The sequence below is a fragment of the Bradyrhizobium erythrophlei genome, from assembly GCF_900129425.1.
Classification (GTDB): domain Bacteria; phylum Pseudomonadota; class Alphaproteobacteria; order Rhizobiales; family Xanthobacteraceae; genus Bradyrhizobium; species Bradyrhizobium erythrophlei_C.
The window spans coordinates 8,278,680-8,304,791 of sequence record NZ_LT670817.1; the positions used below are offsets into that span (position 1 = coordinate 8,278,680).

The 26,112-nt window shown below is 64.3% G+C and carries 25 protein-coding genes; 17 read left to right on the forward strand and 8 right to left on the reverse strand.

Annotated features, from left to right (window positions below):
- Window positions 1-125 precede the first annotated feature (125 nt).
- From B5527_RS39365 to mutT, 3 genes are all read left to right on the forward strand, one after another.
- Entirely contained in the window at window positions 126-1,064 is a 939-nt protein-coding gene (locus B5527_RS39365; RefSeq protein ID WP_079606298.1) for a peptidylprolyl isomerase, read from the forward strand.
- Between the two features lie 210 nt (window positions 1,065-1,274).
- Window positions 1,275-2,516: a bifunctional glutamate N-acetyltransferase/amino-acid acetyltransferase ArgJ gene (argJ, locus tag B5527_RS39370; protein WP_079606299.1), complete on the forward strand. Its 1,242-nt coding sequence runs from the start codon at window positions 1,275-1,277 to the stop codon at window positions 2,514-2,516.
- Window positions 2,513-2,929 carry an 8-oxo-dGTP diphosphatase MutT gene (gene mutT / locus B5527_RS39375; RefSeq protein ID WP_079606300.1) on the forward strand — a complete coding sequence of 139 codons (417 nt, stop codon included), beginning with the start codon at window positions 2,513-2,515 and terminating at the stop codon, window positions 2,927-2,929. Before argJ ends, mutT begins: the two co-directional genes overlap by 4 nt.
- 1,072 nt (window positions 2,930-4,001) lie before the next feature.
- Here mutT and B5527_RS39380 read toward each other — a convergent pair.
- Window positions 4,002-4,850, reverse strand: a complete 849-nt coding sequence (locus B5527_RS39380; RefSeq protein ID WP_079606301.1) for a methyltransferase domain-containing protein — start codon at window positions 4,848-4,850, stop codon at window positions 4,002-4,004.
- A 168-nt stretch (window positions 4,851-5,018) separates the two neighbouring features.
- Between B5527_RS39380 and B5527_RS39385 the strand changes: the two genes are divergently transcribed.
- The 6 genes from B5527_RS39385 to B5527_RS39410 all read left to right on the forward strand — a co-directional run bounded on the left by B5527_RS39385 (window position 5,019) and on the right by B5527_RS39410 (window position 8,499).
- Window positions 5,019-5,219 carry a hypothetical protein gene (locus tag B5527_RS39385; protein ID WP_029585088.1) on the forward strand — a complete coding sequence of 67 codons (201 nt, stop codon included), beginning with the start codon at window positions 5,019-5,021 and terminating at the stop codon, window positions 5,217-5,219.
- Window positions 5,220-5,304: 85 nt separating this feature from the next.
- On the forward strand, window positions 5,305-5,784 hold the full coding sequence (locus B5527_RS39390) for a GcrA family cell cycle regulator (protein WP_079606302.1): 480 nt from the start codon (window positions 5,305-5,307) through the stop codon (window positions 5,782-5,784).
- A gap of 238 nt (window positions 5,785-6,022) precedes the next feature.
- On the forward strand, window positions 6,023-6,832 hold the full coding sequence (locus B5527_RS39395; protein WP_079606303.1) for a ComF family protein: 810 nt from the start codon (window positions 6,023-6,025) through the stop codon (window positions 6,830-6,832).
- A gap of 43 nt (window positions 6,833-6,875) precedes the next feature.
- Window positions 6,876-7,151 carry a glutaredoxin 3 gene (gene grxC, locus B5527_RS39400; protein WP_079607848.1) on the forward strand — a complete coding sequence of 92 codons (276 nt, stop codon included), beginning with the start codon at window positions 6,876-6,878 and terminating at the stop codon, window positions 7,149-7,151.
- Window positions 7,148-8,026, forward strand: a complete 879-nt coding sequence (locus B5527_RS39405; RefSeq protein WP_079606304.1) for a carbon-nitrogen hydrolase family protein — start codon at window positions 7,148-7,150, stop codon at window positions 8,024-8,026. The genes grxC and B5527_RS39405 overlap by 4 nt, the downstream gene beginning before the upstream one ends.
- Window positions 8,023-8,499, forward strand: a complete 477-nt coding sequence (locus B5527_RS39410; protein ID WP_079606305.1) for a DUF1178 family protein — start codon at window positions 8,023-8,025, stop codon at window positions 8,497-8,499. Before B5527_RS39405 ends, B5527_RS39410 begins: the two co-directional genes overlap by 4 nt.
- 322 nt (window positions 8,500-8,821) lie before the next feature.
- On the opposite strand, the gene B5527_RS39415 is transcribed toward B5527_RS39410, so the two are convergent.
- The 3 genes from B5527_RS39415 to B5527_RS39425 all read right to left on the reverse strand — a co-directional run bounded on the left by B5527_RS39415 (window position 8,822) and on the right by B5527_RS39425 (window position 11,182).
- Window positions 8,822-9,721 carry an EamA family transporter gene (locus B5527_RS39415; RefSeq protein WP_079607849.1) on the reverse strand — a complete coding sequence of 300 codons (900 nt, stop codon included), beginning with the start codon at window positions 9,719-9,721 and terminating at the stop codon, window positions 8,822-8,824.
- A 191-nt stretch (window positions 9,722-9,912) separates the two neighbouring features.
- A complete protein-coding gene (gene ubiG / locus B5527_RS39420) occupies window positions 9,913-10,698 on the reverse strand; it encodes a bifunctional 2-polyprenyl-6-hydroxyphenol methylase/3-demethylubiquinol 3-O-methyltransferase UbiG (protein WP_079606306.1) in 786 nt (261 codons plus the stop codon).
- A gap of 16 nt (window positions 10,699-10,714) precedes the next feature.
- Window positions 10,715-11,182, reverse strand: coding sequence for a PH domain-containing protein (locus B5527_RS39425; RefSeq protein ID WP_079606307.1), 468 nt, complete (start codon window positions 11,180-11,182; stop codon window positions 10,715-10,717).
- Window positions 11,183-11,366: 184 nt separating this feature from the next.
- Between B5527_RS39425 and B5527_RS39430 the strand changes: the two genes are divergently transcribed.
- From B5527_RS39430 to B5527_RS39455, 5 genes are all read left to right on the forward strand, one after another.
- Window positions 11,367-12,620 (forward strand): aspartate kinase, encoded by a 1,254-nt coding sequence (locus tag B5527_RS39430; protein WP_079606308.1) that lies wholly within the window; start codon window positions 11,367-11,369, stop codon window positions 12,618-12,620.
- 459 nt (window positions 12,621-13,079) lie between these two features.
- Complete coding sequence (ptsP, locus tag B5527_RS39435) at window positions 13,080-15,347, forward strand: phosphoenolpyruvate--protein phosphotransferase (RefSeq protein WP_079606309.1); 2,268 nt, start codon at window positions 13,080-13,082, stop codon at window positions 15,345-15,347.
- Window positions 15,348-15,395: 48 nt separating this feature from the next.
- On the forward strand, window positions 15,396-16,481 hold the full coding sequence (gene prfA, locus B5527_RS39440; RefSeq protein WP_079606310.1) for a peptide chain release factor 1: 1,086 nt from the start codon (window positions 15,396-15,398) through the stop codon (window positions 16,479-16,481).
- Window positions 16,482-16,656: 175 nt separating this feature from the next.
- Entirely contained in the window at window positions 16,657-17,529 is an 873-nt protein-coding gene (prmC, locus tag B5527_RS39445; RefSeq protein WP_079606311.1) for a peptide chain release factor N(5)-glutamine methyltransferase, read from the forward strand.
- A gap of 576 nt (window positions 17,530-18,105) precedes the next feature.
- Window positions 18,106-18,849, forward strand: coding sequence for a DUF4167 domain-containing protein (locus B5527_RS39455; RefSeq protein ID WP_079606313.1), 744 nt, complete (start codon window positions 18,106-18,108; stop codon window positions 18,847-18,849).
- 118 nt (window positions 18,850-18,967) lie between these two features.
- On the opposite strand, the gene B5527_RS39460 is transcribed toward B5527_RS39455, so the two are convergent.
- The gene (locus B5527_RS39460) at window positions 18,968-19,723 is read right to left on the reverse strand and encodes a methyltransferase domain-containing protein (protein ID WP_172842805.1); all 756 of its coding nucleotides are present in this window, start codon (window positions 19,721-19,723) and stop codon (window positions 18,968-18,970) included.
- Window positions 19,724-19,853: 130 nt separating this feature from the next.
- Between B5527_RS39460 and gloB the strand changes: the two genes are divergently transcribed.
- Entirely contained in the window at window positions 19,854-20,621 is a 768-nt protein-coding gene (gene gloB / locus B5527_RS39465) for a hydroxyacylglutathione hydrolase (protein ID WP_079606314.1), read from the forward strand.
- Window positions 20,622-20,643: 22 nt separating this feature from the next.
- On the forward strand, window positions 20,644-21,069 hold the full coding sequence (locus B5527_RS39470; protein WP_079607851.1) for a cupin domain-containing protein: 426 nt from the start codon (window positions 20,644-20,646) through the stop codon (window positions 21,067-21,069).
- Window positions 21,070-21,188: 119 nt separating this feature from the next.
- Here the strand turns inward: B5527_RS39470 and phbB are convergent, their stop codons facing one another.
- Window positions 21,189-21,914, reverse strand: a complete 726-nt coding sequence (gene phbB / locus B5527_RS39475; RefSeq protein ID WP_079606315.1) for an acetoacetyl-CoA reductase — start codon at window positions 21,912-21,914, stop codon at window positions 21,189-21,191.
- A gap of 173 nt (window positions 21,915-22,087) precedes the next feature.
- Window positions 22,088-23,266 (reverse strand): acetyl-CoA C-acetyltransferase, encoded by a 1,179-nt coding sequence (locus tag B5527_RS39480; RefSeq protein ID WP_079607852.1) that lies wholly within the window; start codon window positions 23,264-23,266, stop codon window positions 22,088-22,090.
- Window positions 23,267-23,570: 304 nt separating this feature from the next.
- Between B5527_RS39480 and phaR the strand changes: the two genes are divergently transcribed.
- Window positions 23,571-24,173 (forward strand): polyhydroxyalkanoate synthesis repressor PhaR, encoded by a 603-nt coding sequence (gene phaR / locus B5527_RS39485; protein WP_079606316.1) that lies wholly within the window; start codon window positions 23,571-23,573, stop codon window positions 24,171-24,173.
- Window positions 24,174-24,327: 154 nt separating this feature from the next.
- On the opposite strand, the gene B5527_RS39490 is transcribed toward phaR, so the two are convergent.
- A complete protein-coding gene (locus B5527_RS39490; protein ID WP_079607853.1) occupies window positions 24,328-26,022 on the reverse strand; it encodes a bifunctional diguanylate cyclase/phosphodiesterase in 1,695 nt (564 codons plus the stop codon).
- Between the last annotated feature and the right edge of the window lie 90 nt (window positions 26,023-26,112).

Here is a 26,112-nt window from a genome sequence, read left to right on the forward strand (position 1 = left end):
AGGATTTCATCATTTTGACAGACTTTTCGCGTTGCCAAGGCCACATGATTGGGCGAGTGTCCCGCCGCTCCAAACAGCGCCAAATGCCCTGAACCAATTCGCGGCTTTGAAGATAAGGATTTTCCATGACCTCCTCGTCATCCGAAACGAAATTCGGCGTGCGCCTCGGCCTCGCCTCTGCCGCCGTTACCGGTGCGCTCGCCGTGGTCCTGCTCGCCGGCCTGCCGGTACGCGCGGACGACGCCAATCCGGTGCTCGCCAAGGTTAACGGCTCCGAGATCCGCCAAAGCGACGTCGCCCTGGCCGAGGAGGAACTCGGACCGAGCCTCGCGCAGATGGACCCAGCGACCAAGAAGGACAACGTGCTGTCTTTCCTGATCGACATGAAGATCGTCTCCAAGGCCGCCGAGGACAAGAAGGTCGAAAACAACGAGGATTTCAAAAAGCGGCTGGCGTTTACCCGCAACCGGCTGCTGATGGACAGCCTGCTGGCGACCGAAGGCAAGGCCGCGACCACCGACGAGGCGATGAAGAAGGTCTATGACGACGCCTCCAGGCAGATCACCGGCGAACAGGAAGTTCACGCCCGCCATATCCTGGTCGAGACCGAGGACGAGGCCAAGGCGGTCGAGGACGAGCTCAAGAAGGGCGCCGACTTTGCCGAACTCGCCAAGAAGAAATCCAAGGATCCCGGCGCCTCCGACGGCGGCGATCTCGGTTTCTTCACCAAGGATCAGATGGTGCCGGAATTCTCCGCGGTCGCCTTCTCGCTCGAGCCCGGCAAGATCTCCGATCCGGTGAAGACGCAGTTCGGCTGGCACATCATCAAGGTCGAGGAGAAGCGCAACCGCAAGGCGCCCGATTTCGAACAGGTCAAGAGCCAGATCGAGACCTATGTGACGCGCAAGGCGCAGGCGGATTACGTGGCCAAGCTGCGTGAAACCGCCAAGGTCGAGCGGATGGACCAGCCCGAGGACACCGCGGCGAAGACCGACCCCAAGCCGGATCCCACCAAGGACGCCGCCAAGCCCGCCGATTCCAAGATGGCGCCGGCGAAGAAGTAAGGCGAATTCCGCGCTGTATTCCTTCTCCCCGTTTGCGGGGAGAAGGTCGCGAGCATCTTGCGAGCCGGATGAGGGGCTCACTCCCCGGGCTCCCGGCAAGCGGCAGCACCCTCTCACCCGACTTTCCCGCTTCGCGCGAAAGTCGACCTCTCCCCGCGCGCGGGGAGAGGTGATACAGAGCGCTTCCCTTGCTCTAAGCCGGAAGCCCTCATGACCACCGCCGTCTCCCCGCTCGCCCCGACCGACGTTCCCGACATGCCCGCGATCGAGGGCGTGAAGCTTGCCACGGCGGCGGCGGGGATCCGCTACAAGGGCCGCACCGACGTGCTGCTCGCGGTGATGGACAAGGGGACGACGGTTGCCGGCGTGTTCACCCGGTCGAAGTGCCCGTCGGCGCCGGTGGAATGGTGCCGCGCCAAGCTCCCTGTCGGCAACGCCCGCGCGCTGGTGGTGAATTCCGGCAACGCCAATGCCTTCACCGGCAAGACCGGCCGGCAGGCCACCGCGCTGACGGCCTCGATCGCCGCCAAGGCCCTCGGCTGCAGCCCCAACGATGTGTTTCTCGCCTCCACCGGCGTGATCGGCGAGCCGCTCGACGCCACCAAATTCAACGGCGTGCTCGGCACGCTGGCCGAACAGGCCGTGCCGGGCGAATGGCTGAATGCCGCCAAGGCCATCATGACCACCGACACCTTTGCCAAGGTCGCGACCGCGACCGTGAAGCTCGGCAAGGCCAGGGTCACGATCAACGGCATGGCCAAGGGCGCCGGCATGATCGCGCCCGACATGGCGACCATGCTGGCGTTCGTGTTCACGGATGCGCCGATCACGGCCGGCGCGCTGCAATCGCTGCTCAAGAGCGGCGTCGAGGACACTTTCAATGCCGTCACCATCGACGGCGACACCTCGACGTCTGATACCTTGCTGGCATTCGCCACCGGCGCGGCGGCCGCCCACGGCGCGCCGAAAATCAGCCGCGCGGGCGATCCGCGCCTGAAGGCCTTTACCAAGGCCTTCCGCGCCGTGCTGGCCGATCTCGCCGAACAGGTGGCGCGCGACGGCGAAGGCGCGCGCAAGCTGGTCGAAATCATCGTCGATGGTGCGACGACGAAAGCCTCGGCGCGCAAAATCGCGATGTCGGTGGCGAATTCCCCGCTGGTGAAGACCGCGATCGCCGGCGAGGACGCCAATTGGGGCCGCGTGGTGATGGCGGTCGGCAAGGCCGGCGAGCCCGCCAACCGCGACAAGCTGTCGATCTCGTTCAACGGCATCCGCGTCGCCAAAAGCGGCGCGCGCGATCCGTCCTATGACGAGGCGGAAGTCTCGGCGGCGATGAAGCATCCGAAGATCCAGATCAAGGTTGCGCTCGGCCTCGGCAAGGGCCGCGACCGCGTACTGACCTGCGACCTCACCAAGGAATACGTCGCGATCAACGGCGACTACCGGTCGTGAGCCAGACATCCGTCCGCGTCGTCCTGGTGGTCGCCTGCGCGCTGGTCGACGTCGACAAGCGCGTGCTGATCGCGCAGCGCCCAGAAGGAAAGGCGATGGCGGGCCTGTGGGAATTTCCCGGCGGCAAGGTCGAGCCCGGCGAGCGGCCGGAAGCGACGCTGATCCGCGAGCTGCACGAGGAAATCGGCATCACCGTGAGCGAAGCCTGCCTCGCTCCGCTGACCTTCGCCAGCCACGCCTATGATGATTTTCATCTGCTGATGCCGCTCTACATCTGCCGGCGCTGGGACGGCGATGTGATCGCGCGCGAGGGCCAGCAACTCGCCTGGGTCCGCGCCAACAGACTGCGCGACTACCCGATGCCGCCGGCCGACATTCCGCTGATCCCGCATTTGATTGATCTGCTGATGTGACAATCCTCATCCTAAGGAGCGGCCACTTGGCCGCGTCTCGAAGGATGGCCGCGAGTCCCTACGTTGCATCCATCCTTCGAGACGCTTGCTTCGCAAGCTCCTCAGGATGAGGTCCGAAGCCTTCACAGGCTCTAAGGAGGCGCGAGGCGCGGTCTCTCCCGTCATTGCGAGCGGAGCGAAGCAATCCATAGCGGCAAGAAAGAAAGAGTGGATTGCTCGTCGCTTCGCTCCTCGCAATGACGGCAAATACAGACACACCTTCGCGATCTCGCGGCGCGTTGCGCCCGAGGTTTGCAAATTAATCTCCGCCCTTTCAATCAGAGGGCGTGGGGAATGCCGGGCGCCCGATGCACCCGCAGCCTCGTGTGCGCTATGGGTAGTAAGTATGCACACGAGTATTCACAGCGAGCCATCGGAAAACACCCGACATTCCCGCACGCAATGGTTTACGGCTTATACCGTGCTCTCCCCGGTGATCGGCTTTCTTGCCACCGTCGCTTGCCAAAGATTTGCAAACTTGATGCCGGCGTCGAGGCATCAGGACCACACGACTTCGCCGTCCGCGTTGGCAACGCCCGTCAAGCGCGCCGCCGCGTCCACCGCACCCCGCCCCGCGTTCGTGACGTTCGCGAAACGCCCCTCTGAGTGGAACAGGATGGCGATGGATATAGAGGTGATTTGGGTCGGGGGTCAAGCAATGCTTCTGAAAATCAGAAGTGAGCCAAAATGCCGCGGGGCAGCTTATCGATAGACCGTGACCCCTCTTTTCCTTCTCCCCTTGTGGGAGAAGGTGGCGCGCGTTGGAGCGCACTTGCGCTCCTGAGCGCGCCGGATGAGGGGTTTCTATCCGCGGAGACAGACCCCTCACCCGTCCGCGATGCTGCGCATCGCGTCCACCCAAGAGCGAGCTTCGCTCGTCTCGGCTCCCACAAGGGGAGAAGGGAGAAGAGAACGCAGTCGTTCGCTGAAAAATCTACGCCGCCAGATCAGCGTGGCGCCTGGGGTCGATGACGCCGCTGGATCGGCGCAAGCATGCGCGAGCGCGGATGTGACGTGGCGCCGAACCGGCGCATCAGCGCTTCAGCCCCTTCACCGCTTCCGCCAAACCCGCTTTCGCCGAGCCCGGCTTGAGCGGCTGCTGCTGGCTTTCATGCGGCGCCCAGCCCGACAGCCAGAGCACGTCGAAGGTGGCGCGGATGCGGCCGTCGGAATCGGCGAAGCGTTCGCCGTAGAGCTGCGCCATCCGCAGCAACGTGGCGCGGCGGCTCAGTGTCCGCCGCCGCTCGACCAGGATATTGGTCGCGCCCATGCGCCGGAGATCGGCCATCAGCGCGAACGCGCTGTCGTAGCGCACCACGATGCGATCGACGTCGGTGACCGGCAACGCAAAGCCTGCGCGCTGCAAGAGCGCGCCGACGTCGCGCAGATCGGCGAACGGCGCCACGCGCGGCGAGACCCCGCCTTCGCATTCGGCTTCCGCCGCCGCGAAGCTTTGCCGCAGCTCGGTCAGCGTATCGCCGCCGAGCATCGCCGCCAGCAACAGCCCGTCGGGTTTCAGCGCGCGGCGGATTTGTGCGAGCGCGCCCGGCAGGTCGTTGACGAACTGCAAGGCGAGCGCGGAAACCACGAGGTCGAGCGATTGCGACTGCAGCGGCAACGGCTCGGATTCCATGTCCGGCAAATCGACATGCGTCATTTGATCCGCGCGGCCGGCCAGCGCGTCGCAGACCTGATCGCAGGGCGTACCGACATCGGCCGCATGTTTGAATTCCCGCAACACCGCGTGCAGCCGTTCCGCCATGTCGTCGGCGACGCGATCGAGCAGAAACGTCGCAGGACCAAATCGCAACGCCCGTAACTGCCGCGCCCGCAGCAGCGCGCGGTCGAACAGGACAGGCGCGGTGGTCGGGTTCGGGGCCATGCGGCGTGGTACGCCGATCCCCCCGTTTCTGGCAATCCGGTGTTCCCAGGCGCCGTGCGGCGACCGCGCCATTACGCCGATACCCCCTTTAACTTCGATTCCAAATGTATCCAAATAGACTCTAAAAAGGTACTTTTCAGTACACCCGTTAAGGGCTAGCTTTTTGGCATGGCCACTGAAAAAGCCGAAACCGACCGGGTTCCGATAACGTTGGCGCTCTCCACCATCACCTATCTCGAAAAGCTGGTGAGACAGGGCACCCACGGCACCAGCGTTCCCGGCGTCGCAAGGACCCTGATCGAGGAAGGCATCCGGCTCGCCATCAAGGACGGGCTGCTTGCGATCCGCGACAACGGCAAGACGCCATAAGGGGAACCCACGGGGCGCGGCGGTTCGGAGACAGTGAGGCCACAAGGATCCGGCGTGAGGACTCGTAGCTTGGGAGACCATCAACATGCCCGCCATCGAACGTACCTGGACGGCCGAACGCATCGAACTCCTGAAAAGCCGCTTTGAAGCCGGGCTGTCCTGCCGAGAAATTGCCGGCGAGATCGGGGTCAGCCGCAACGCCGTCATCGGCAAGCTCTCCCGGCTCAGTCTGGTGAGCGAAAAAAGCGGCGATGCACCGCAGTCGACGCGAAAGGATGCCGCTCGCGGACCCCGCCGGAAATCGGTGCCGAGGCTGCAACATCAGATGCTCGAGGCGTTATACGGCGAGCCGCAGCCCGAGGCCGACGACGCGCCGATCCACAACGGACATTGCTGCTCGCTGCTCGAGTTGACCACGGAGAGATGCCGCTGGCCGATCGGCACCCCCGGCGCCGCGGATTTCTGTTTTTGCGGCAATATGCCGATCGAAGGCCTGCCCTATTGCGCCGGCCACAGCCGGCTCGCCTACCAGCCGGGCTCTCGCCAGCGCGTCACGCGGAGGTGAGGGTGAATAGGCGCGCGGCCTTATAGGAGTACAGAATAAACTAAGGTGTCATTCCGGAGCGCGAGTGAAACGAGCGAACCTCAGATGTGCAATTGCACATCGGGGAATCCTTGGATTCCGGGTCTGGTCCTTTGGACCATCCCGGAATGACAAAATCAATGACGCGTTGTGCAGCATCCGGAGCAGGCCGTCGTGTTTGTCGCTTGAGAGTCGACAAAACCGACGCTAGCCTCCCCCCATGGACGCAGAGGCATCACCGTCCCGTTCCATCTCCGGCCACCTGCGCGGCGCGCTGGGCGCGTGCCGCAGCGCGTGGCGGCACACCGCGCGGCTCGCGCTCGACATTGCGCTGCCGACGTTGTGCGTCGCCTGCCGCGAGCCGGTCCATGGCGAGGGCGTCTGCGCGACATGCTGGGCCAAATTGTCGTTCATCGCGCCGCCCTATTGTCCGCGGCTCGGCATTCCCTTCGTCTACGATCCCGGCCCGGACCTGTTGTCGATGGAAGCCATCGCCAATCCGCCGGCCTATGCGCGCGCCCGGGCCGCGGTGCGTTATGACGACGTCGCGCGAACGCTGGTGCATGCGCTGAAATACCAGGACCGCACTGATTTGGCGCCCGCGATGGGCCGCTGGATGGCGCGGGCCGGGCGCGAACTGCTGGAGGGGGCCGACGCGCTGGTGCCGGTGCCGCTGCACTGGCGGCGCGGCTGGAGCCGGAGGTACAACCAGTCGGGCGCACTCGCCCGCGTCATCGAACGGCAGAGCGGCGTCAAGGTGGCGTCGGAAGCGCTGCGGCGCGTGCGGCCGACCCAGCAGCAGATCGGCCTGTCCCGGCCGCAGCGCGCCACCAATGTGCAGGGCGCGTTCAAGGTCGCCGGCCACCGGCAATCCGATATTCAGGGCCGCCGCGTGATCCTGATCGACGATGTCCTGACCTCCGGCGCCACGGTCGACGCCTGCGCACGGGCGCTGCTCCGCGCCAAGGCCGCTTCCGTCGACGTGCTGGTATTCGCCCGGGTTGTGGACACCCACAAAGCTCCCATATAACTGGGTATTCTTCCCCAAAGCCGAGCGCGACATGACTGCCGCCATCACCGCTGCCATCGAAATCTACACCCGTCCGGGCTGCGGCTATTGCAGCGCCGCCAAGTCGCTGCTGACGCGCAAAAAAGCCGCGTTCACCGAACACGATCTCGCCGCCGACCCGACGCTTCGCCAGAAAATGTGGGACCGCGCCGGCGCCGGCTCGACCTTTCCGCAGATTTTCATCGGCGAGACCCATGTCGGCGGCTGCGACGAGCTTTTCGCGCTGGACCGCGAGGGCAAACTCGATTCGATGCTGACGGGTGAAAAGGCCATTTCATGAGCGCTGACCTCAGCTTTACCGCCGCGATGGTGCAGATGCGCACCGGGCTCTTGCCCGAGGCGAGCCTCGAGCAGGGGACCAGGCTGATTCGGCAAGCCGCCGCCGAGGGCGCCGATTATGTGCAGACCCCCGAGGTCAGCAACATGATGCAGGTGAACCGCAAGGCGCTGTTCGAACATCTCGCCGCCGAGGAAGACGACCTTTCGCTGAAAGCCTATCGCGCGCTGGCGGCGGAACTGAAAATCCATCTCCATGTCGGCTCGCTGGCGCTGCGCGCGACGCCGGAGCGGGCGGTCAACCGGTCGTTCCTGATCGGACCTGACGGCACCCTGATCGCGAGCTACGACAAGATCCACATGTTCGATATCGACCTGCCCGGCGGCGAGAGCTATCGCGAATCCGCCAATTATCAGCCGGGCGAAACCGCCGTGATCTCGGACCTGCCCTGGGGCCGGATCGGGCTGACGATCTGCTACGACGTGCGGTTTCCGGCACTGTACCGCGCGCTGGCCGAAAGCGGCGCCGCGTTCCTCACCGTGCCCTCCGCCTTCACCCGGAAAACGGGCGAAGCGCACTGGCATACGCTGCTGCGCGCCCGCGCCATCGAGAACGGCTGCTTCGTGTTCGCGGCGGCGCAGACCGGGCTGCATGAGAACAAGCGCGAGACCTACGGCCATTCGCTGATCGTCGCGCCCTGGGGCGAGGTGCTGGCCGAGGGCGGCGTCGAGCCCGGCGTTTTCATGGCGAAGATCGATCCCGCAAAAGTCGAGACCGCGCGCAAAGCCGTGCCGTCGCTGCAGCATGGAAGGCGTTTCAGCGTCACCGATCCCAAGGCCGGTCCCGAGCATCTGCACCTGGTGCGGGGATCGGCATGATCCATTACAACCTGCGCTGCGAACGCGGCCATTTGTTCGAAAGCTGGTTTCAAAGCTCGTCCGCCTATGAATCGCAGGAAAAGCGCAAGCTGGTGAGCTGCCCGGCCTGCGGCTCGACCGAGGTCGAGCGGGCCATCATGGCCCCGCAGATCGTGAGCAAGCGGGGCCGCGACAGCGCGGCACCGGCGCCGGCGCCTGCCGCCGGCACGGAAGTCACCGCACCCGCATCCACGCCCCTGATGATGGCGCAGGAGCGCGAGCTGCGCGCCAAGATCAAGGAGCTGCGCGATCACATCGTCAAGAACGCGGATAATGTCGGCGAGCGCTTTCCCAACGAAGCCCGCAAGATGCACTACGGCGACATCGAGCACCGCCCGATCTACGGTGAGGCCTCGCCGGAGGAAGCGCGCTCCCTGATCGAGGAAGGCGTCGAAGTCTCGCCGCTGCCGGTGCTGCCGGACGACCGGAATTGACGCGTAGCGTCATTCCGGGGCGATGCGAAGCATCGAACCCGGAATCTCGAGATTCCCCGATGTGCAATTGCACATCTGAGGTTCGCTCGTTACACTCGCGCCCCGGAATGACCGTGTGAATTACACCGCGACCAACAGCGCGACTCCGATTTCCTCATGATGAGGAGCGCGGCTTCGCGCGTCTCGAACCATGAGAGCCCCCATCTCGTCCTTCGAGACATTGACGCGTAGCGTCATTCCGGGATGGTCCGAAGGACCAGACCCGGAATCTCGAGATTCCGGGTTCGCTCGTTTCACTCGCGCCCCGGAATGACCGCGTGAGTTACACCGCGACCAATAGCGCGACGCCGACCACGATCAGGGCGATGCCGGACAGTTCGCGCGCCGACAGCGGCTGCTTGAACGAATAATACGCCACGGCTTGCGCGAACAGGACCTCGACCAGCGCCAGGGTGCGCACATTGGCGGCCGCCGTCAGCGCGAACGCCAGGAACCAGAACTGCGAGGCGAATGCGCCCATGAAGCCCGCGAATAGCGACGGTTTCCACATGCCCAGCATCGCCGTGAGCACCTTGGGCGCGCGCGCCAGCAGGTAGATGGTCAGCACCAGCGTCTGCAAGAACAGGCCGAACACCAGCGTGTAGGACGCGGCGGTCACGAACGACACGCCTGATACGGTGATGATGGCGCCGCGAAAGCCGATTGCCGACAGCGCGAATGCCGCGGCGGCGACCAGGCCGATGATGGTCGGCTTCAGGTCGGCGAAATTCTTTTCCCCGCCCGGCCGCAGCGCGGTGACGATCACGCCGATGGTCGCGATCAGGATCGCGATCACCTTCAGCATGGTCAGATGATCGCCGAGAAAGACAAAGCCGAAGATCGCGGTCTGGATCGCCTCGGTCTTCAGGTACGCCGTGGTCACCACGAACGAACGGTCGTTCATGGCCAGCAGCATTAGCCCGGTGGCGATGATCTGGCTGAGCGCGCCGAGCAACAGCCACGGCCAGAATGCCGCCGTCGGCCACGGCAGATGATCTCCGGTCGCGACCATCACCACGGCGAAGAACGCAATCGAGAACGGAAAGCCGAACAGAAAGCGGATATTGGTGGCGCCCCAGGTGCCGAGCGGCCCCGTCAACTGCCGCTGCATCGCATTGCGCGCGACCTGTCCCAGCGCGGCCGTGATGGTGAAGGGAATCCAGAGCGTGGTGATGGAGAACATGGGGGCTGCTGTCTTCACCCTCCCCTGGAGGGGGAGGGTCGGCTCGCATCGCAAGATGCGAGACGGGGTGGGGTGACGGTCTCTCAACTCGGGCAGCGTTCGAAGGGAGAGACTGTCACCCCACCCCGATCGCTGCGCGATCGACCCTCCCCCTCCAGGGGAGGGTAAGAATCAAAATCGTATTAGATTACTCACGCCCCCTCCGCCACCACCATGTAGTTGACGTCCATGTCGGAGGAGAGGCTCCAGCGGTCGGCGAACGGTGAATAGACCACGCCGGCCTGATCGGAGATGGCGAGCTTGTTGTTCGCCAGATGCCGGGTCAGTTCTTCCGGGGTGACGAACTTGTCCCATTGATGGGTGCCGCGCGGCAGCCAGCGCAGGACATATTCGGCGCCGACGATGGCCAGCGCAAAGCTCTTCCAGTTGCGGTTCAAGGTCGAGATCACCATCATCCCGCCGGGCTTGAGCATCGCGGCGCAGCGATTGAGGAACATGCCGACGTCGCTGACATGCTCGACCACTTCCATGGCGAGCACGATGTCGAAGCGCTCGCGCACATCCATCTGTTCGACGGTGGTGCAGCGGTAATCGATCGACAGATGCCCCTTGTCGGCGTGCAGCCGGGCGGCGGCGATGTTGGTGGCGGAGGGATCGATGCCGATCACCTGGGCGCCGAGACGGGTGAACGGTTCGCACAACAGGCCGGCGCCGCAGCCGATATCGAGGATGCGCAGCCCGGCAAGGCAATTCAGGCTTTTGACGTTGCGCTCGAACTTGCGGCAGGCGGCGTCGCGGATATAGGTCAGCCGCAGCGGGTTGATCTTGTGCAGCGGCGCCATCTTGCCGTTGGGGTCCCACCATTGGTCCGACAGTTTTGAAAACTTCGCGACCTCCGCGGGGTCGACCGTGGACCCTTGGGCAGCGGAACCCTGGGGGCCGGAAAAACTGGCTGACGAATTTGGTTGCATGGCCATGGCTTGCGCGTCGCTCCTATCGCGCGGTGATGTGGCTACGGAAGTCGAGCGGCGCAGCGATGGTGTTGATCGTCTCGGCGCCTTCGCCGACGCCGCGCACCGTGACGCTGCCGTAATTGAGGATGCGGCCGAGAATGCTCTGGTTGACGTCGACGCTCTCGACCTTGTCGAGACTCATCTCGAAGGTGCGGCGCTTGATGAACCCGGTCTTGTGAACGACGCGCATGTTGGTGACATCGGTTTCGGTGGTCCAGCGGTGGAACCAGGCCTTCGCGGTCCAGTACAGCGCCGCAATCGCCACCACGGCCGAGGCCGACAGGCACAACAGCACGATGCCCTCGGTGGCGGTCGCGCGCGACAGACCCAGCAGGACCGCGGCCACGATCCAGGCCGCGATGGCCGGCAGATAGAATATCCAGTGCGCGTTGGTCGAATACAGCACCTTCTCGCCCGGCTGCAGGATATCGTCGATATAACGCCCCATACGTTTCCGCCCCAATTACCTTGACGTTACCGTGACGCCGCCGTGTCCCCGGTCATTCCCCGGGACCGCCGGAACCGGTTGCTTGCCCGCAACCGCGCCGTTATGTATACGCGCCTTTCGGCCCGCGCGCCCGGTTTCCGTGCAGGCCACCTTACTTATCCTCTCAGGGAATGCACCAGTCGTCATGGGCCGTCTCGTGATGAAATTCGGCGGCACATCGGTCGCCAATATCGAGCGCATCCGCAATGTCGCGCGGCATGTGAAGCGCGAGGTCGACGCCGGCCACGACGTCGCCGTGGTGGTGTCGGCGATGGCCGGCAAGACCAATGAACTGGTGGAATGGTGCCGCGACGTCTCGCCGATGCATGACGCGCGCGAATACGACGCCGTGGTGGCGTCCGGCGAACAGGTCACCGCCGGACTGCTCGCGATCGCGTTGCAGACGATCGGCATTCAGGCGCGCTCCTGGCAAGGCTGGCAGATCCCGATTCGCACCAGCGACGCCCACGCTTCGGCGCGGATCCTCGAAATCGACGGGGCTGAGCTGGCCACCCGTTTCAAGGAACGCAAGGAAGTCGCCGTGATCGCCGGCTTCCAGGGCATCACGCCGCAAACCGGGCGAATCACCACGCTCGGCCGCGGCGGTTCCGATACCTCGGCGGTCGCGATTGCCGCCGCCATCCATGCCGACCGCTGCGATATCTATACCGACGTCGACGGCGTCTACACCACGGACCCCCGCGTGGTTCCGAAGGCGCGGCGCCTCGACCGGATCGCGTTCGAGGACATGCTGGAACTGGCCTCGCAGGGCGCCAAGGTGCTGCAGGTCCGGTCGGTGGAACTCGGCATGGTGCACAACATGCCGATCTTTGTGCGTTCCAGTTTCGACAAGCCCGAGGACATCGACCCGCACGCCACGCCGCCGGGCACGCTGATCTGCAGCGAGGAGGAAATCATGGAAAACCACGTGGTCACCGGCATCGCCTTTTCCAAGGACGAAGCCCAGATCTCGGTGCGCCAGATCGAGGACAAGCCCGGCGTCGCCGCCTCGATCTTCGGTCCGCTCGCCGAAGCCAATATCAATGTCGACATGATCGTGCAGAACGTCTCGGAGGACGGCGCCACCACCGACCTCACCTTCACCGTCCCGGCCTCGGACTATCGCCGCGCCCGCGATACCATTACCGCGGCCAAGAGCAAGATCGGCTACGCGCGAATAGACAGTGCTACCGATGTCGCCAAAGTCTCCGTGATCGGCAGCGGCATGCGCAGCCATGCCGGCGTCGCCGCCAAGGCGTTCGCGGCGCTGGCCGCCCGCAATATCAACATCCGCGCCATCACCACCTCCGAAATCAAATTTTCGGTACTGATCGACGCCGCCTACACCGAACTGGCGGTGCGCACGCTGCACACGCTCTACGGGCTCGACCAGGCATGAGAGCGGAGGGTGGTGCGCCCCCTCTCCCGCTTGCGGGGGAGGGCCGGGGTGGGGGTGCCAGCCAAGCAACGGATACCTGCGTCGTGGATAGATTTTCCCCCACCCGCCGCGCTCCGGCGCGCAAGTGCGCTGCCGAGCCCGTCGACCTCCCCCGCAAGCGGGAGAGGTAAGGGATCCAATCGTTAAACTTTAGAAAAATCTTCCCTTAGCGGGCGCAGCATGGGCCGCCACGGGGGTTATCACCCTCTGGCAGGGGTTTTGCTTGGCAAAACAAGCCTCAATTCGCTATACGGCCTGATGGGTGGGCTGCCGCAAACTGTGCCACAGTTTTCGCACTCCTGATTCGGCCGTTATCCGGCTTGCGACGGCGCCGAATGAATAAAATTGTTGTTTTTCTTGAGCTTGATGCCAGCTATCGGCCACCCGGCGGGCTGGCTTCCTGGAGGAGGATTTTAGCACATGCGGAGCGCGTCGGGAGGCCCCCGCGTCTTGCTGAGACGGCTCCGCGAAACCATGGCGGAGCAGGTCTCGGCCCAGGAACGATTGGACAAGATCGTGGTGCTGATCGCTGCCAACATGGTGGCCGAGGTCTGCTCGACCTATGTGCTGCGCATCGACAACACGCTCGAACTCTACGCCACCGAAGGCCTTAACCGCGACGCCGTGCACAGAACCGTGCTGAGCGCGCATGAGGGCCTGGTCGGCCTGGTGGCGAGCGAGGCGACGCCGCTCAACCTCAGCGACGCGCAAAGCCATCCGGCGTTCTCGTTCCGTCCGGAGACCGGCGAAGAAATCTACCATTCGTTCCTCGGCGTGCCGATCCTGCGCGCCGGCAATACGCTCGGCGTGCTGGTGGTGCAGAACCGCGCCAAGCGCACCTATGTCGAGGAAGAGGTCGAGGCGCTGCAGACCACCGCGATGGTGCTGGCGGAGATGATCGCCTCGGGCGAATTGTCGGCGCTGGCGCAGCCCGGCGCCGAGCCGGCCGCGCGCCACTCGCTGCACAAGACCGGCGCGATCCTGTCCGACGGCATCGCGCTCGGCCACGTGGTGCTGCACGAGCCGCGCGTCGTCATCACCAACTACATCGCCGAAGACCTGCCGAAGGAAATCAAGCGGCTCGATGCCGCGCTGACAAAATTGCGCGCCGACCTCGACCGCATGCTGGAACGCGGCGACGTCGCCGAAGGCGGCGAGCACCGCGACGTGCTCGAAGCCTACCGCATGTTCGCCAACGATCACGGCTGGTCGCACCGGCTGCACGAGGCGGTCGCCACCGGCCTCACCGCGGAGGCCGCCGTCGAGCGCGTGCAGTCCGACACCCGCGCCCGCATGCTGCGTTCCACCGATCCGTATTTGCGCGACCGCCTGCATGACCTCGAAGATCTCGGCCATCGCCTGATGCGGCAATTGGTGGGGCAGGATCACGCGCCGTCGCGGGAACAGCTGCCCGACAATGCCATCCTGATCGCGCGCGCGATGGGGCCCGCGGCGCTGCTCGACTACGACCGCAAGCGCCTGCGCGGACTGGTGCTGGAGGAAGGCACCGCCAATTCCCACGTCTCGATCGTGGCGCGCGCGCTGGGCATTCCCGCGGTCGGCGAAATCGCCAACGCGCCGGGCATTGCCGATCCCGGCGACGCCATCATCGTCGACGGCACCTCGGGCTCAATCTACGTCCGCCCCTCGGCGGAAATCGAATCGGCCTACGCGGAGCGGGTGCGATTCCGCGCGAGGCGGCAGGCGCAGTATTCGGCGCTGCGCGACAAGCCCTGCGTCACCAAGGACGGCCAGAACATCGAACTGATGATCAACGCCGGGCTGATCATCGACCTGCCGCATATCGACGACACCGGCAGTGCCGGCATCGGCCTGTTCCGCACCGAGCTGCAATTCATGGTCGGCCAGAGCCTGCCGCGCACCAGCGACCAGCTCGCGCTGTATCGCGCGGTGCTGGACGCCGCAGGTCCCAAGCCTGTGACCTTCCGCACGCTGGACATCGGCGGCGACAAGGCGCTGCCCTATATGGAAGCCGTGATCGAGGAAAATCCCGCGCTCGGCTGGCGCGCGATCCGGCTCGGGCTCGACCGGCCCGGCCTGCTGCGCGGCCAGATCCGCGCGTTGCTCCGTGCCGGCGGCGGCCGTGCGCTGCGCGTCATGTTCCCGATGATCACTGAAGTCGCCGAATTCGATTCCGCCAAGGCGATCGTCGAACGCGAGCTGACCTATCTGCGCCAGCATGGCCACGCGCTGCCGGAGCGGATCGACGTCGGCACCATGGTGGAAGTGCCGGCGCTGCTCTATCAGCTCGACGAACTGCTGAAGAAGGTCGATTTCGTCTCGGTCGGGTCCAATGACCTGTTTCAGTTCCTGTTCGCGGTCGATCGCGGCAACGCCAAGGTGTCGGAGCGGTTCGACACCATGTCTGCCCCAATCCTGCGGGCGCTGCGCGATATCGTGCGGAAGGCCGACGCGGCAAAGAAATCCGCGTCGCTGTGCGGCGAGATGGCGTCGAAGCCGCTTGGCGCGCTGGCGCTGATCGCATTGGGCTACCGTTCGCTGTCGATGTCGGCCACCGGGCACGGTCCGGTCAAGGCGATGATCCTCGACCTCGACGCCAAAAAGGCCGAGGCAATGATGAATCCGCTGCTCGATGCGCCGTCCGGCAGCGTGTCGATCCGGCAGAAGCTGACGGAATTTGCCGAAGCCGAAGGGTTGTCGTTGTAGCGAGGCCGTGCCCGCACAACGCCCTTTGTCGCAATTCGAGACCTGACCATGTCGATGCTCCCTGAAGCCAAACTTGATATTCTGCTGGCGCACCACGCTTCGCTCGAGGCGCAGCTGCTCGGCCAGGTGAATTCCGAGAGCTATGTGCGGATCACGCGCGAACTCGCCGAACTCAATCCGCTGATCGACGCGGTCAAGGCCTACCGCGCCACCAACAAGGAGATCGCGGATATCGAGGCGCTGATATCGGACCCCTCAACCGACGCCGACATGCGCGGCATGGCGGAAGCCGAGCACGAGACGCTTGCGGCGCGCAGCGTCGATCTGGCGCAGCAGATCCGCGTGGCGCTGCTGCCCAAGGACGCCATGGACGATCGCAACGTCGTGCTGGAAATCCGCGCCGGCACCGGCGGCGACGAGGCCGCCTTGTTCGCCGGCGACCTGTTCCGGATGTATGAGCGCTTCGCGGCCCTGCAGGGCTGGAAGGTCGAGGTGATCTCGGCCAGCGAAGGCACCATGGGCGGCTTCAAGGAAATCATCGCCGAGGTACAGGGCCGCGGCGCGTTCGCCAGGCTGAAATTCGAATCCGGCGTGCACCGGGTGCAGCGCGTGCCCGACACCGAGACCCAGGGGCGCATTCACACCTCGGCGGCGACGGTGGCCGTGCTGCCGGAGGTCGAGGAGGTCGACGTCGACATCAAGAGCGACGATCTGCGGATCGAGACCATGCGCTCGCAGGGCGCCGGCGGCCAGCATGTCAACAAGACCGAATCCGCGATCCGCATCACCCATATTCCGACCGGCATCGTGGTGATGATGCAGGACAGCCGCTCGCAGCACAAGAACCGCGCCTCGGCGATGAACATCCTGCGCTCCCGCATCTACGACGCCGAGCAGCAGCGCATCAATGCGACCCGCGCGGCGGACCGCCGTGAGAAGGTCGGGTCCGGCGATCGCTCCGAGCGCATCCGCACCTATAATTTTCCACAAGGCCGCGTCACCGATCACCGCATCAACCTCACGCTCTATAAACTTCCGCAGGTGATCGCGGGCGAAGCGCTCGGCGAACTGGTCGATGCCTTGACCACGGAGCATCAGGCAGCGCAGCTCGCCGCCCAGGGCGCCGCGGCGTGAGTAATCTCCCCTCGTCGTCCCTGCGAAGCCCAAGACGCCGCAACAATATCGGTGTCGTCCCTGCGAAGGCAGAGACCCATAGCTACCCTCGGTCGCTATTGCGAAAGGTATCAATACCCACCACCCATATCGTGGGGCCGCGGCGTATGGGTCCCCGCTTTCGCGGGGACGACGCATGACCGGACAAAGCGTCGATACCGCGCGCCGCACGCTCGCGGCACGATTCAAATCCGGCGCCATCGAGTCTGCCGAACTCGACGCCCGGATTCTGATCGGCGCGGCGCTCGGTCTCGATCTCACCGGCGTGATCGCGGCGGCGAGCCGGCTTCTCACGGCGGATGAATCCAAACGTATCGAGGAATTCGCGCAGCGCCGCCTTGGCGGCGAGCCGGTCGCGCGCATTCTCGGCGTCAAGGAATTCTGGGGCCTGCCGCTGAAACTTTCGGCCGCGACGCTGGTGCCGCGGCCCGACACTGAAACCGTGGTCGAACTGGCGCTGGAAATGGTGTGCGCCGGACTCCCTCTCCATCACCAGCTGCGCATCGCAGATCTCGGCACCGGCTCGGGCGCGATTTTATTGGCGCTGTTGTCCGAATTGCCGGACGCGTACGGGTTCGGTACCGACATCAGCGTGGCGGCGCTGCGGACCGCGAGCAGCAATGCCGCCTGTCTGGGACTGGCCGGTCGCGCCGCGTTCATCGCCTGCGATTATGCGGCGGCGCTGTCGGGTCCATTCGATCTGATCGTATCGAACCCGCCCTATATCCGCTCCGCCGACATCGCCGAACTCTCCACCGAGGTCCGCGATCACGATCCGCTGCTTGCGCTCGACGGCGGCCCGGACGGACTTGACGCCTATCGCGCCATCATTCCCCAGGCCGCGGCGCTGTTGGCGCCGGGCGGCACTCTGGTTGTGGAAGCGGGCCAGGGCCAAAGCGGCCAGATTCAGGGTTTGATGACGGCGACAGGGCTAACGCTCGATTGGCCTGTGAAAGCCGATCTGGCCGGGGTTCGCCGGGCGGTCGCGGGCCGGAAACTGCCCCTATAAAGCCTGATTGGAATGCAAAAAAACCACTTGGAATATTCCTCGGGAGCGACTACGTTCCGCCCACAACATCGGTCCAGGGTTGCTGGCCCCTTAGATACCCCTTAGGGATATTATGGGTGAAGGCCAGAGTTCTCAAAGCGAGAGCCCGCCCCGAGTGAAAGGTTCCAAAACGCAGGTCGAGTTGAGCGCGATGGCTGAGAGAGCTGCGCTGCTTCCGATCGCAAAGCGAACGAAAGCCTGATATTGCGCCTGAAAACTCACGCGAAAAACCTGTGCTTGTTTTGGCAGGCGGGATGATTTGAGGCAGCCAGCGCCGTCCGCTGGACTGTTGGGGAGCGCGTCTTTGTTGACCGCGACGTACGGCAAAATCTGTGTGGAATCGAACGGCACCGCGATTCGGTGCGCGTGACGCGTGCCGGATCGGGCAAGGCGGACTATGACAGCGACAATCCAGGGCTAATTGCCAGGGCCAATTGCCAAGGGCTATTTGCCAAGGCTAGTCGATAAGGCTGCTAATCACTCAAGGCTACTCATCACTCAAGACTGGTAACTTCAGGGCTGGAATAAAGGCGAGACATGAGAAACGGTCAGAACAACAACAAGCGGATGCGAAACCGGAACAACAACAATAATAACAACAACAATAACAACCGGCGCGGTCAGAACCCGATGACGCGGGTGTTCGAATCCAACGGTCCCGATATCAAGATTCGCGGCACCGCATCTCACGTTGCGGAAAAATATGTGCAGCTCGCGCGCGATGCGCGCTCTTCCGGCGATCCGGTCGCCGCCGAGAATTACTATCAGCACGCCGAGCATTATTTCCGCCTGATCGCCGCCGCCCAGGAGCAGTTCCGCCAGAACCAGCCGCAGCCGCGCACCGAGAACGAAATGCCCTCGGAGGACGGCGACGACGAGAGCGAGAGCTTCTCGAATTTCGGCCAGGAGCCCGGCTTCGTTCCGGCGCAGCCGCAGCCGTTCGTGCCCCGCGACAACAATCCGCGCGATCACCAGCGCGAGGGGCAACCCTACCAGCCGCGCGAGCAGCATCCGCCGCGGGAACATCGCGAGCACCGTCCGCAGCCTCAGTTTCAACCGCCGCAGCCGCAACCGCAGCCGGTGATTCCCGACAATGTCAGCGTCGATCGCCTGCCCTCCTTCATCACCGGACCGCAGCCGCAGATCAATGGCGGCCCCGGCGCCTTCGAAGGCGGCGGCGAGCGCTTCCCGCGCCGTCGGCGCCGGCCCCACGGCCCGCGCCCCGAAGGCGCCGCCGCGCCGGCGACACCCGGCGACGATTTCAATCCGGGCAATGAGTAAGACGACTATCTTTCGTTCGTCGTAAGCGCTTCTCTCCACCCTCCCTTGAAGGGGCCCTCCAGGGGAGGGTAAGAAATTCGGGCGCCACAAATGGCGCCACAAATAGTGTGTCGATTTTCTACCGCTGCAGCGGCACGTCGTCCCGCTGCAGCGAAGACGGCACCAGCGCCGGCTCCAGCGCCGGAATCAGCCGCGTGCGTTCGCGGTGCGCCGGGATCGCGCGGTAGACCTGCTTGGTGGCTTCCACGATATGAACGCCGGCGAACGGCAGCGACAGCGCGGCGCCGACGCGCTCCCACGCCATGGCGGAGCGCAGGAACCAGCCGCCGCCGACCGGCGGCATGAACAGCGCCTCGCCCCACGCCGTCGGCGTGAACCAGGTCTGCCGCAGCAATTGCGTGATCTGCGAGCGCGAATACGGCCGGCCGTGACCGAACGGCGTGTTGTCGGTGCGCGTCCATACCCCGCGCCGGTTCGGAATAATCGCCATCACCCGGCCGGACGGCGCCAGCACCCGCCACACCTCGCGCAACAGCCCTTCCGGATCGTCGGACATTTCCAGCGCATGAACCAGCAAAATACGATCGACCGCGGCATCCGGCAGCGGCAGTGAAAATTCATCGACCAGTGTTGCCAGGGTCGGCCGCGCGGTCGGCCATTTCAGCACCCCCTGCGCCGCCGGCATGAAGGCGATGCAGCGCTCGGAGTCCTCGCGGAACAGGCCGAGATAGGGCGTCGGATAGCCGAGGCCGAGCACCCGCTGCCCCCCGGCGTTCGGCCAGCGCGCATGAATGCCGCGATTGATCAGCCGCCGCGCCACGATGCCGAGGCGCTGCGAATAGAAATCGCGGAGATCGATGACATCGATGGTCATGGCAATAATCTAACACGTCGCCGGGCTCATGGGCGTGCCGAATATCGCATTGCCCAATGGCTGTTAACGCCATATCTCATGCCCGGATATGGCTGTGCCAGCGTTCTGGCCTCACCCTCACGGAGATATCATGGCTGCCGAAATCCGCCTGTTCCCCTGCCTCACCGACAATTTCGGTTACCTGATCCACGACCCCGCGACCAAGGCGACCGCCGCGGTCGACGCGCCGGAAGCCGCCCCGGTCATCAAGGCGCTGGAGCGCGAGGGCTGGACGCTGACGGATATTCTGGTCACCCATCATCATGGCGACCATGTCGGCGGCGTCGCCGAACTGAAGCGGAAATACGGGTGTCGCGTGGTCGCGCCCCATGACAAATCCGCTGCCATCGCCAATGTCGACCTGCGCGTCGGCCAGGGCGATATCGTCAAGGTCGGAGGCCTGCTGGCGCGGGTGCTGGAAACCCCGGGCCATACCCTCGACCACATCAGCTATGTATTCGACAACGACAAGGCATTGTTCGCCGCCGACACGCTGTTCTCGATCGGCTGCGGACGGGTGTTCGAGGGCAACTATCCGATGATGTGGGAGTCGCTGTTGAAGCTGCGCGCCCTGCCCGACGATTTCAAACTCTATTGCGGGCATGAATACACCGCCGCCAACGTCAAATTCGCGCTCACGATCGAACCGGACAATGCCGCGCTGAAAGCGCGCGCCGAGGAAGTGAAACGCTTGCGCGCCGACAACAGACCGACAATTCCGACGCTGCTTGGCGAGGAGAAGAAAGCCAATGTGTTCCTGCGCGCCGACGAGCCGTCGGTCGCGGCCAGCGTGCGGATGAAAGGCAGGAGCGCGGCGGAAGTGTTCGGCGAATTGCGCGAACGCAAGAACAAGTCCTGATGGGCAAATCCTGATGGGCAGGCTGCCTTCCGCCGCCGACATCATCGCCCGGCTTGCATTGAAGCCGCACCCCGAAGGCGGGCACTATCGCGAGACGTTTCGCGATACGCGCCTCGACGCCAACGGACGCGCGTTGTCGACCGCGATCTATTTCCTGCTGGCGCGCGGCGAGCGCTCGCACTGGCATCGCATCGATGCGGTGGAGATCTGGCACTACTACGCCGGCAGCGCGCTGACCCTGCAAATTGCCAATGACGGGGACCAGCGCAGCGTCAGGCTCGGCCCCGATCTCGCCGCCGGCGAAGTGCCGCAGGCGGTCGTGCCGGCACAGGCGTGGCAGGCCGCCGAATCGACCGGCGACTGGACGCTGGTCGGATGCACCGTGGCACCGGGATTCGACTTTGCGGCATTCGAATTGGCGCCGACGGGCTGGGCGCCTGCGAGCTAAGGCAACCCCGTCATTCCGGGGCGCGCGTCAGCGCGAGCCACAGATATGCAATTGCACATCGGGGAATCCTTGGATTCCGGGTTCACGCGTCAACGCGTGCCCGGAATGACAAGATCAGATCATGCGTGATACTGCCCGCCATTGACGGTCAGCGTCGATCCCGTGATGAAACCGGCATCGTCGGCGGCGAGGAATACCACGCTGCGCGCGATCTCCTCCGGCTCGCCGAGGCGGCCGGTCGGAATCAGCGGCAGGATGCTTTTCTCCAGCACCTCCTTCGGCACCGCCTGCACCATCTCGGTGTTGATATAGCCGGGGCAGATCACGTTCACCGTAACGCCAGCCTTGGCATTCTCCAGCGCCAGCGCCTTGGTAAAGCCGATATCGCCGGCCTTTGCCGCCGAGTAATTGACCTGGCCGAACTGGCCCTTCTGGCCGTTGACCGAGGAGATGTTGATGATGCGGCCGAATTTTCGGGCGCGCATGCCCTCGATCACCTGGCGCGTCACGTTGAACAGCGAACCGAGATTGGTATTGATCACCGCGTTCCACTGATCGAGCGTCATCTTGTGGAACGCGCCATCCTTGGTGATGCCGGCATTGTTGACGAGTACCTCGACCGGACCGAGGTCGGCCTCCACCTGCTTGATGCCCGCGATGCAGGCCTCGAACGAACTGACATCCCATTTATAGACGGGAATGCCGGTGTCGGCCTTGAACTTCTCCGCCGCCGCGTCATTGCCTGCATAGGTCGCCGCGACCTTGTAGCCGGCGGCTTTCAGCGCCTTGCTGATTGCAGCCCCGATGCCCCGCGTTCCTCCCGTTACCACTGCAACACGTGCCATGTTGTATCCTTCCCTTGGTATTTTTGAATCACGGTTTTTATTTTTAGCTTTGAATTAAGCGGGCCGTTTGACGAACATCAAGAACAAAACGCCCGGCACGAGGCCGGGCGTTTCATCTTAAGCTTTACCGATGCAGTTGCGAGATGATCTTTTCATCACGAAACGCCGCAGGATTAGTCGCGTGCAATGCACATGGCGATGCCCATGCCGCCGCCAATGCACAGCGTGGCAAGGCCCTTCTTGGCGTCGCGCTTCTGCATTTCATGCAGCAGCGTCACCAGCACACGGGCACCGGAGGCGCCGACGGGGTGGCCGATGGCGATTGCGCCGCCGTTGACGTTGACCCTGGAGGTATCCCAGCCGAGATCCTTGTTGACCGCGCAGGCCTGCGCCGCGAACGCCTCGTTGGCCTCGATCAGGTCGAGATCGCCGATCTTCCAGCCCGCCTTCTTCAGCGCGGCGCGCGAAGCCGGGATCGGCCCGGTGCCCATGATCTTCGGATCGACGCCGGCCTGGCCCCAGGACACGATGCGTCCCAGCACGGTCCTGCCTTCCTTGGCCGCCTGCCTGGCGGTCATCAGCACCACCGCGGCTGCGCCGTCGTTGATGCCGGAGGCGCTGCCGGCCGTCACGGTGCCGTCCTTCTCGAATGCCGGCTTGAGCTTGGCCATCGCTTCCAGCGTCGCGCCGTGACGGGGGTATTCGTCCGCATCCACGATAATGTCGCCCTTGCGCGACTTGATGGTGACCGGAACGATCTCGTCCTTGAACTTGCCGGCCTTCTGGGCCGCCTCGGCCTTGTTCTGCGAGGCCACGGCGAACTCGTCCTGGTGGGCGCGGGTGATCTGATATTGCTTGGCGACATTCTCGGCGGTGTTGCCCATGTGGTAGCCGTTGAAGGCATCCCACAAGCCGTCCTTGATCATGGTGTCGACGAGTTCGACCGGACCCATCTTCACGCCGCCGCGCAGATACTGGGCGTGCGGGGCCATGCTCATGGATTCCTGGCCGCCGGCGACGACGATTTCGGAATCGCCGTTGAGCAGCGCCTGATAGCCCAGCGCCACCGTACGCAGGCCCGAGCCGCACAATTGATTGACGCCCCAGGCCGGGCTTTCGACCGGGATGCCGGCGGCGATCGAGGCCTGACGGGCCGGGTTCTGGCCCTGTGCCGCGGTCAGGATCTGACCCATGATGACCTCAGAAACGCGGGCTGGCTCGATGCCCGCGCGCTCAAGGGCTGCCTTGATGGCGATGGCGCCGAGATCATGGGCCGGCATGGTGGCGAACGCGCCGTTGAAACTGCCGACCGGGGTGCGGGCGGCGCTGACGATGACGACATCGTCTGACATGGACATCTCCTGGGCTTGAGGGTCTTGGACGGCGGGCGGCCGGATGGCGGGCCAGTCTCTCACTCTATATCCTGTTAACGGAGTTGGGGCATGTCAACCGGCCGGCGGCCGAAATTACGCCGCGGCGCATTCAAAACGATCCTCCCGGCACATTCCCGAACAGCCTCCATGCCTTGGAATTAACCGTCCGCACAAAACGGTGGCGGAACGGCGTTGAAAATGCTTACTTTGTTGCGATGCGTTGCTCTACGCCCTTCGGCGATGCCGTCGGGTTCCTTGTCCTCCTCGGTGCATGTGTGAGCCCATGGCGAAAACAGACCAACCCACCACGATCAAGAAATACGCGAACCGACGGCTCTATAATACCGGTACCAGCACCTATGTGACGCTCGAGGACCTCGCGGCGATGGTGAAGGACGGCGAGGATTTTCTCGTCTACGACGCCAAGACCGGCGACGACATTACCCGCTCCGTACTGGCGCAGATCATCTTCGAACAGGAAAACAAGGCCGGCCAGAATCTGCTGCCGACCACCTTCCTGCGCCAGCTGATCCGATTCTACGGCGACAGTATGCAGATGGTGGTGCCGAAATATCTCGAACAGTCGATCGACACGCTGACACGCGAGCAGGAAAAATTCCGCAAGCAGTTGACCAACACATTCAGCGGCACGCCGTTCGCGCCGCTGGAAGAACACGTTCGCCGCAACATGGAATTGTTTCAGCAGACATTCTCGATGTTCAAGCCGTTCGTGCCGCCGCGCGGCGGAACGGCGGTTACAACCGAGCCGGAAAAGACACCGGAGCCGGCCGCGGAAAATAGCAACATCGACGATCTTCGCCGTCAGATGAAGGAAATGCAGGAGCGCCTCGAGCGGATGTCGAAAGAGCCGAAAAAGGAAGAGTGATTTTCTGTCGTCCCTGCGAAAGCACGGACCCATAGCCACCGGCATCAATCGTGGCATAAGGTCTCTCACACCATTGTCCATCCGATAGGACACGGCGCATGGGTCCCGGCTCAAGGCCGGGACGACGCTTTATATTTCGACGCGCAGAGATTTTCTAACACGCCGCCGGCAACACCGCTTCGCCCCGCGAATCCCAGGGCCGTTGCGAGGACGCAAGCCCGATCAGGCGGCCCTGGATATAATCGCAGCCCCAGTCGCGCAGCATCACCGCTGATTCCTCGTCCTGAACCCATTCGGCGACGGTCTTGATTTGCAGCCGGCGGGCCAGATCGATCAGCGTCTGCACGAAGGCGCGATCGTCGGCCGAGCGTGCGACGTTCTGCACGAAGGCGCCGTCGATCTTGACGATGTCGACGCCGAGCTTGCGCAAGTTCCGGAACGAGGTGTAACCGGCGCCGAAATCGTCGATCGCGATCCGGCTTCCAAAATTCTTCAGCCGGGTGACGAAGCCGCGCAAATCGTCGATATCCTGGATCGCGACCGTCTCGGTGATTTCGACGATCAGCCGCTCGGCGACGCCGGGGTGCGCCCGCATCAGCGATTCGATCGAGGCCCACCAGTCCGGATCCATCGTGGTGTCCGGCGAGATGTTGAGGCTGAGCTGCACATTCGGCGACGCCGCGAGTTCGGCCACCACCAGTTCGAGCACGCGGTGATCGACCAGCCGGATCAGGCCGAGCTTTTCGGCGACGGGCACGATGTCCGGCGCCAGCAGGACCTGCCCATCGTCCTGTTCCATGCGGATCAGGCACTCGTAGAACGAAGCGCGGCGCGAGTGCGCCTCCACCACCGGCTCGAACGCCATCACGATGCGGCGCTCGTTGAGCGCGGTGACGATCTCGTCGGTGACGCGGATATTGACGCGGCGCTGGGCGTCGCGCTCGACATTCGGACGCCACAGCGAGAACGACCCGGCGCGGCGGCGCTTGGCCGCATCGAGCGTTTCATGGGCGCGGTTGATCGCCTCGTCGGCGCTGCGCGCGTAGCGCGGCACGCTGACCGCGCCGATCGATGCGGTGACCGAGACCGGGCCGGATTTGGTCGGCACCACGTCGTCGCGAACGCCGGCCAGAAACCGCTCGGCGGCGACATTGATGTCGTCGACGGTGCAGTTCCTCAGGATCAGCCCGAATTTGTTGCCGGAGAACCGGCCGAGCACGTCGCCGGCACGCAGCCGGGCACGAATGCGCCGGGCGACCTCGGAAATCACGGCGTCCGCCACATCAAAGCCGAAGGCGTCGTTGATGCGTGCCAGGTGATCGATACCGATCAGCATGAAGGCGCAGGATGAGCGGAAGCGGGTGGTTTCCTCGATCGCCTCGGCCAGCGCTGCGACGAGATGGGTGCGATTGAGTTCGCCGGTCAGCGGGTCGTGCCGCGATAGCTTCACGAGTTGCTCGTCGCGGGCGTGGAGCTCGTTGTTGACGCGGACAATGCCCTGGACGCGCGCCGGCTTGCCATCGGCGCCGGCGAACCAGCGGCCGGTTTCCTCGATCCAGAGCACCGGGGCGGAGGTCGAGGTCCGCACGCCATATTCGATCCGGTAGGGCACCCCGTCGCTACCCTGCGCCGGCGGCGAATGCCCCAGCGCCTCCGACCGGATCGAGCGCACCGGCTCGATCAGTTTCGAAAACTCCGCGCCGCTCACAAGCGCCGTTGGCGGAACATCCGGAAAAACCGCGCTGACGTGATCGCTCCAGCCGATCGTATCGGTTGCGATATCCCATACGAAGGCCGCCTGGCCGAGGGAAGCCAGGATGGTCGAAGCTTGCGGTAGGGTGGGTATCAAAATCGCCTCGTTTCGGGACACTGCCGGTGATTCCCGGTCTAGGATACTGCTTGTTTCGGCATCGACCCTAGGCAAAGTTGATAAATATTC

Bases quoted from the DNA above. Each gene is read 5' to 3' on its own strand.
- B5527_RS39410 (WP_079606305.1), top strand. From the start codon at position 8,023: ATGATCCATTACAACCTGCGCTGCGAACGCGGCCATTTGTTCGAAAGC.
- B5527_RS39390 (WP_079606302.1), top strand. From the start codon at position 5,305: ATGCCCGCCATCGAACGTACCTGGACGGCCGAACGCATCGAACTCCTG.
- B5527_RS39460 (WP_172842805.1), bottom strand. From the start codon at position 19,723: ATGACCATCGATGTCATCGATCTCCGCGATTTCTATTCGCAGCGCCTC.
- prfA (WP_079606310.1), top strand. From the start codon at position 15,396: ATGTCGATGCTCCCTGAAGCCAAACTTGATATTCTGCTGGCGCACCAC.
- phaR (WP_079606316.1), top strand. From the start codon at position 23,571: ATGGCGAAAACAGACCAACCCACCACGATCAAGAAATACGCGAACCGA.
- B5527_RS39385 (WP_029585088.1), top strand. From the start codon at position 5,019: ATGGCCACTGAAAAAGCCGAAACCGACCGGGTTCCGATAACGTTGGCG.
- B5527_RS39405 (WP_079606304.1), top strand. From the start codon at position 7,148: ATGAGCGCTGACCTCAGCTTTACCGCCGCGATGGTGCAGATGCGCACC.
- B5527_RS39480 (WP_079607852.1), bottom strand. From the start codon at position 23,266: ATGTCAGACGATGTCGTCATCGTCAGCGCCGCCCGCACCCCGGTCGGC.
- B5527_RS39455 (WP_079606313.1), top strand. From the start codon at position 18,106: ATGAGAAACGGTCAGAACAACAACAAGCGGATGCGAAACCGGAACAAC.
- B5527_RS39415 (WP_079607849.1), bottom strand. From the start codon at position 9,721: ATGTTCTCCATCACCACGCTCTGGATTCCCTTCACCATCACGGCCGCG.
- gloB (WP_079606314.1), top strand. From the start codon at position 19,854: ATGGCTGCCGAAATCCGCCTGTTCCCCTGCCTCACCGACAATTTCGGT.
- B5527_RS39425 (WP_079606307.1), bottom strand. From the start codon at position 11,182: ATGGGGCGTTATATCGACGATATCCTGCAGCCGGGCGAGAAGGTGCTG.
- phbB (WP_079606315.1), bottom strand. From the start codon at position 21,914: ATGGCACGTGTTGCAGTGGTAACGGGAGGAACGCGGGGCATCGGGGCT.
- B5527_RS39365 (WP_079606298.1), top strand. From the start codon at position 126: ATGACCTCCTCGTCATCCGAAACGAAATTCGGCGTGCGCCTCGGCCTC.
- argJ (WP_079606299.1), top strand. From the start codon at position 1,275: ATGACCACCGCCGTCTCCCCGCTCGCCCCGACCGACGTTCCCGACATG.
- B5527_RS39395 (WP_079606303.1), top strand. From the start codon at position 6,023: ATGGACGCAGAGGCATCACCGTCCCGTTCCATCTCCGGCCACCTGCGC.
- ptsP (WP_079606309.1), top strand. From the start codon at position 13,080: ATGCGGAGCGCGTCGGGAGGCCCCCGCGTCTTGCTGAGACGGCTCCGC.
- B5527_RS39430 (WP_079606308.1), top strand. From the start codon at position 11,367: ATGGGCCGTCTCGTGATGAAATTCGGCGGCACATCGGTCGCCAATATC.
- ubiG (WP_079606306.1), bottom strand. From the start codon at position 10,698: ATGGCCATGCAACCAAATTCGTCAGCCAGTTTTTCCGGCCCCCAGGGT.
- B5527_RS39380 (WP_079606301.1), bottom strand. From the start codon at position 4,850: ATGGCCCCGAACCCGACCACCGCGCCTGTCCTGTTCGACCGCGCGCTG.
- prmC (WP_079606311.1), top strand. From the start codon at position 16,657: ATGACCGGACAAAGCGTCGATACCGCGCGCCGCACGCTCGCGGCACGA.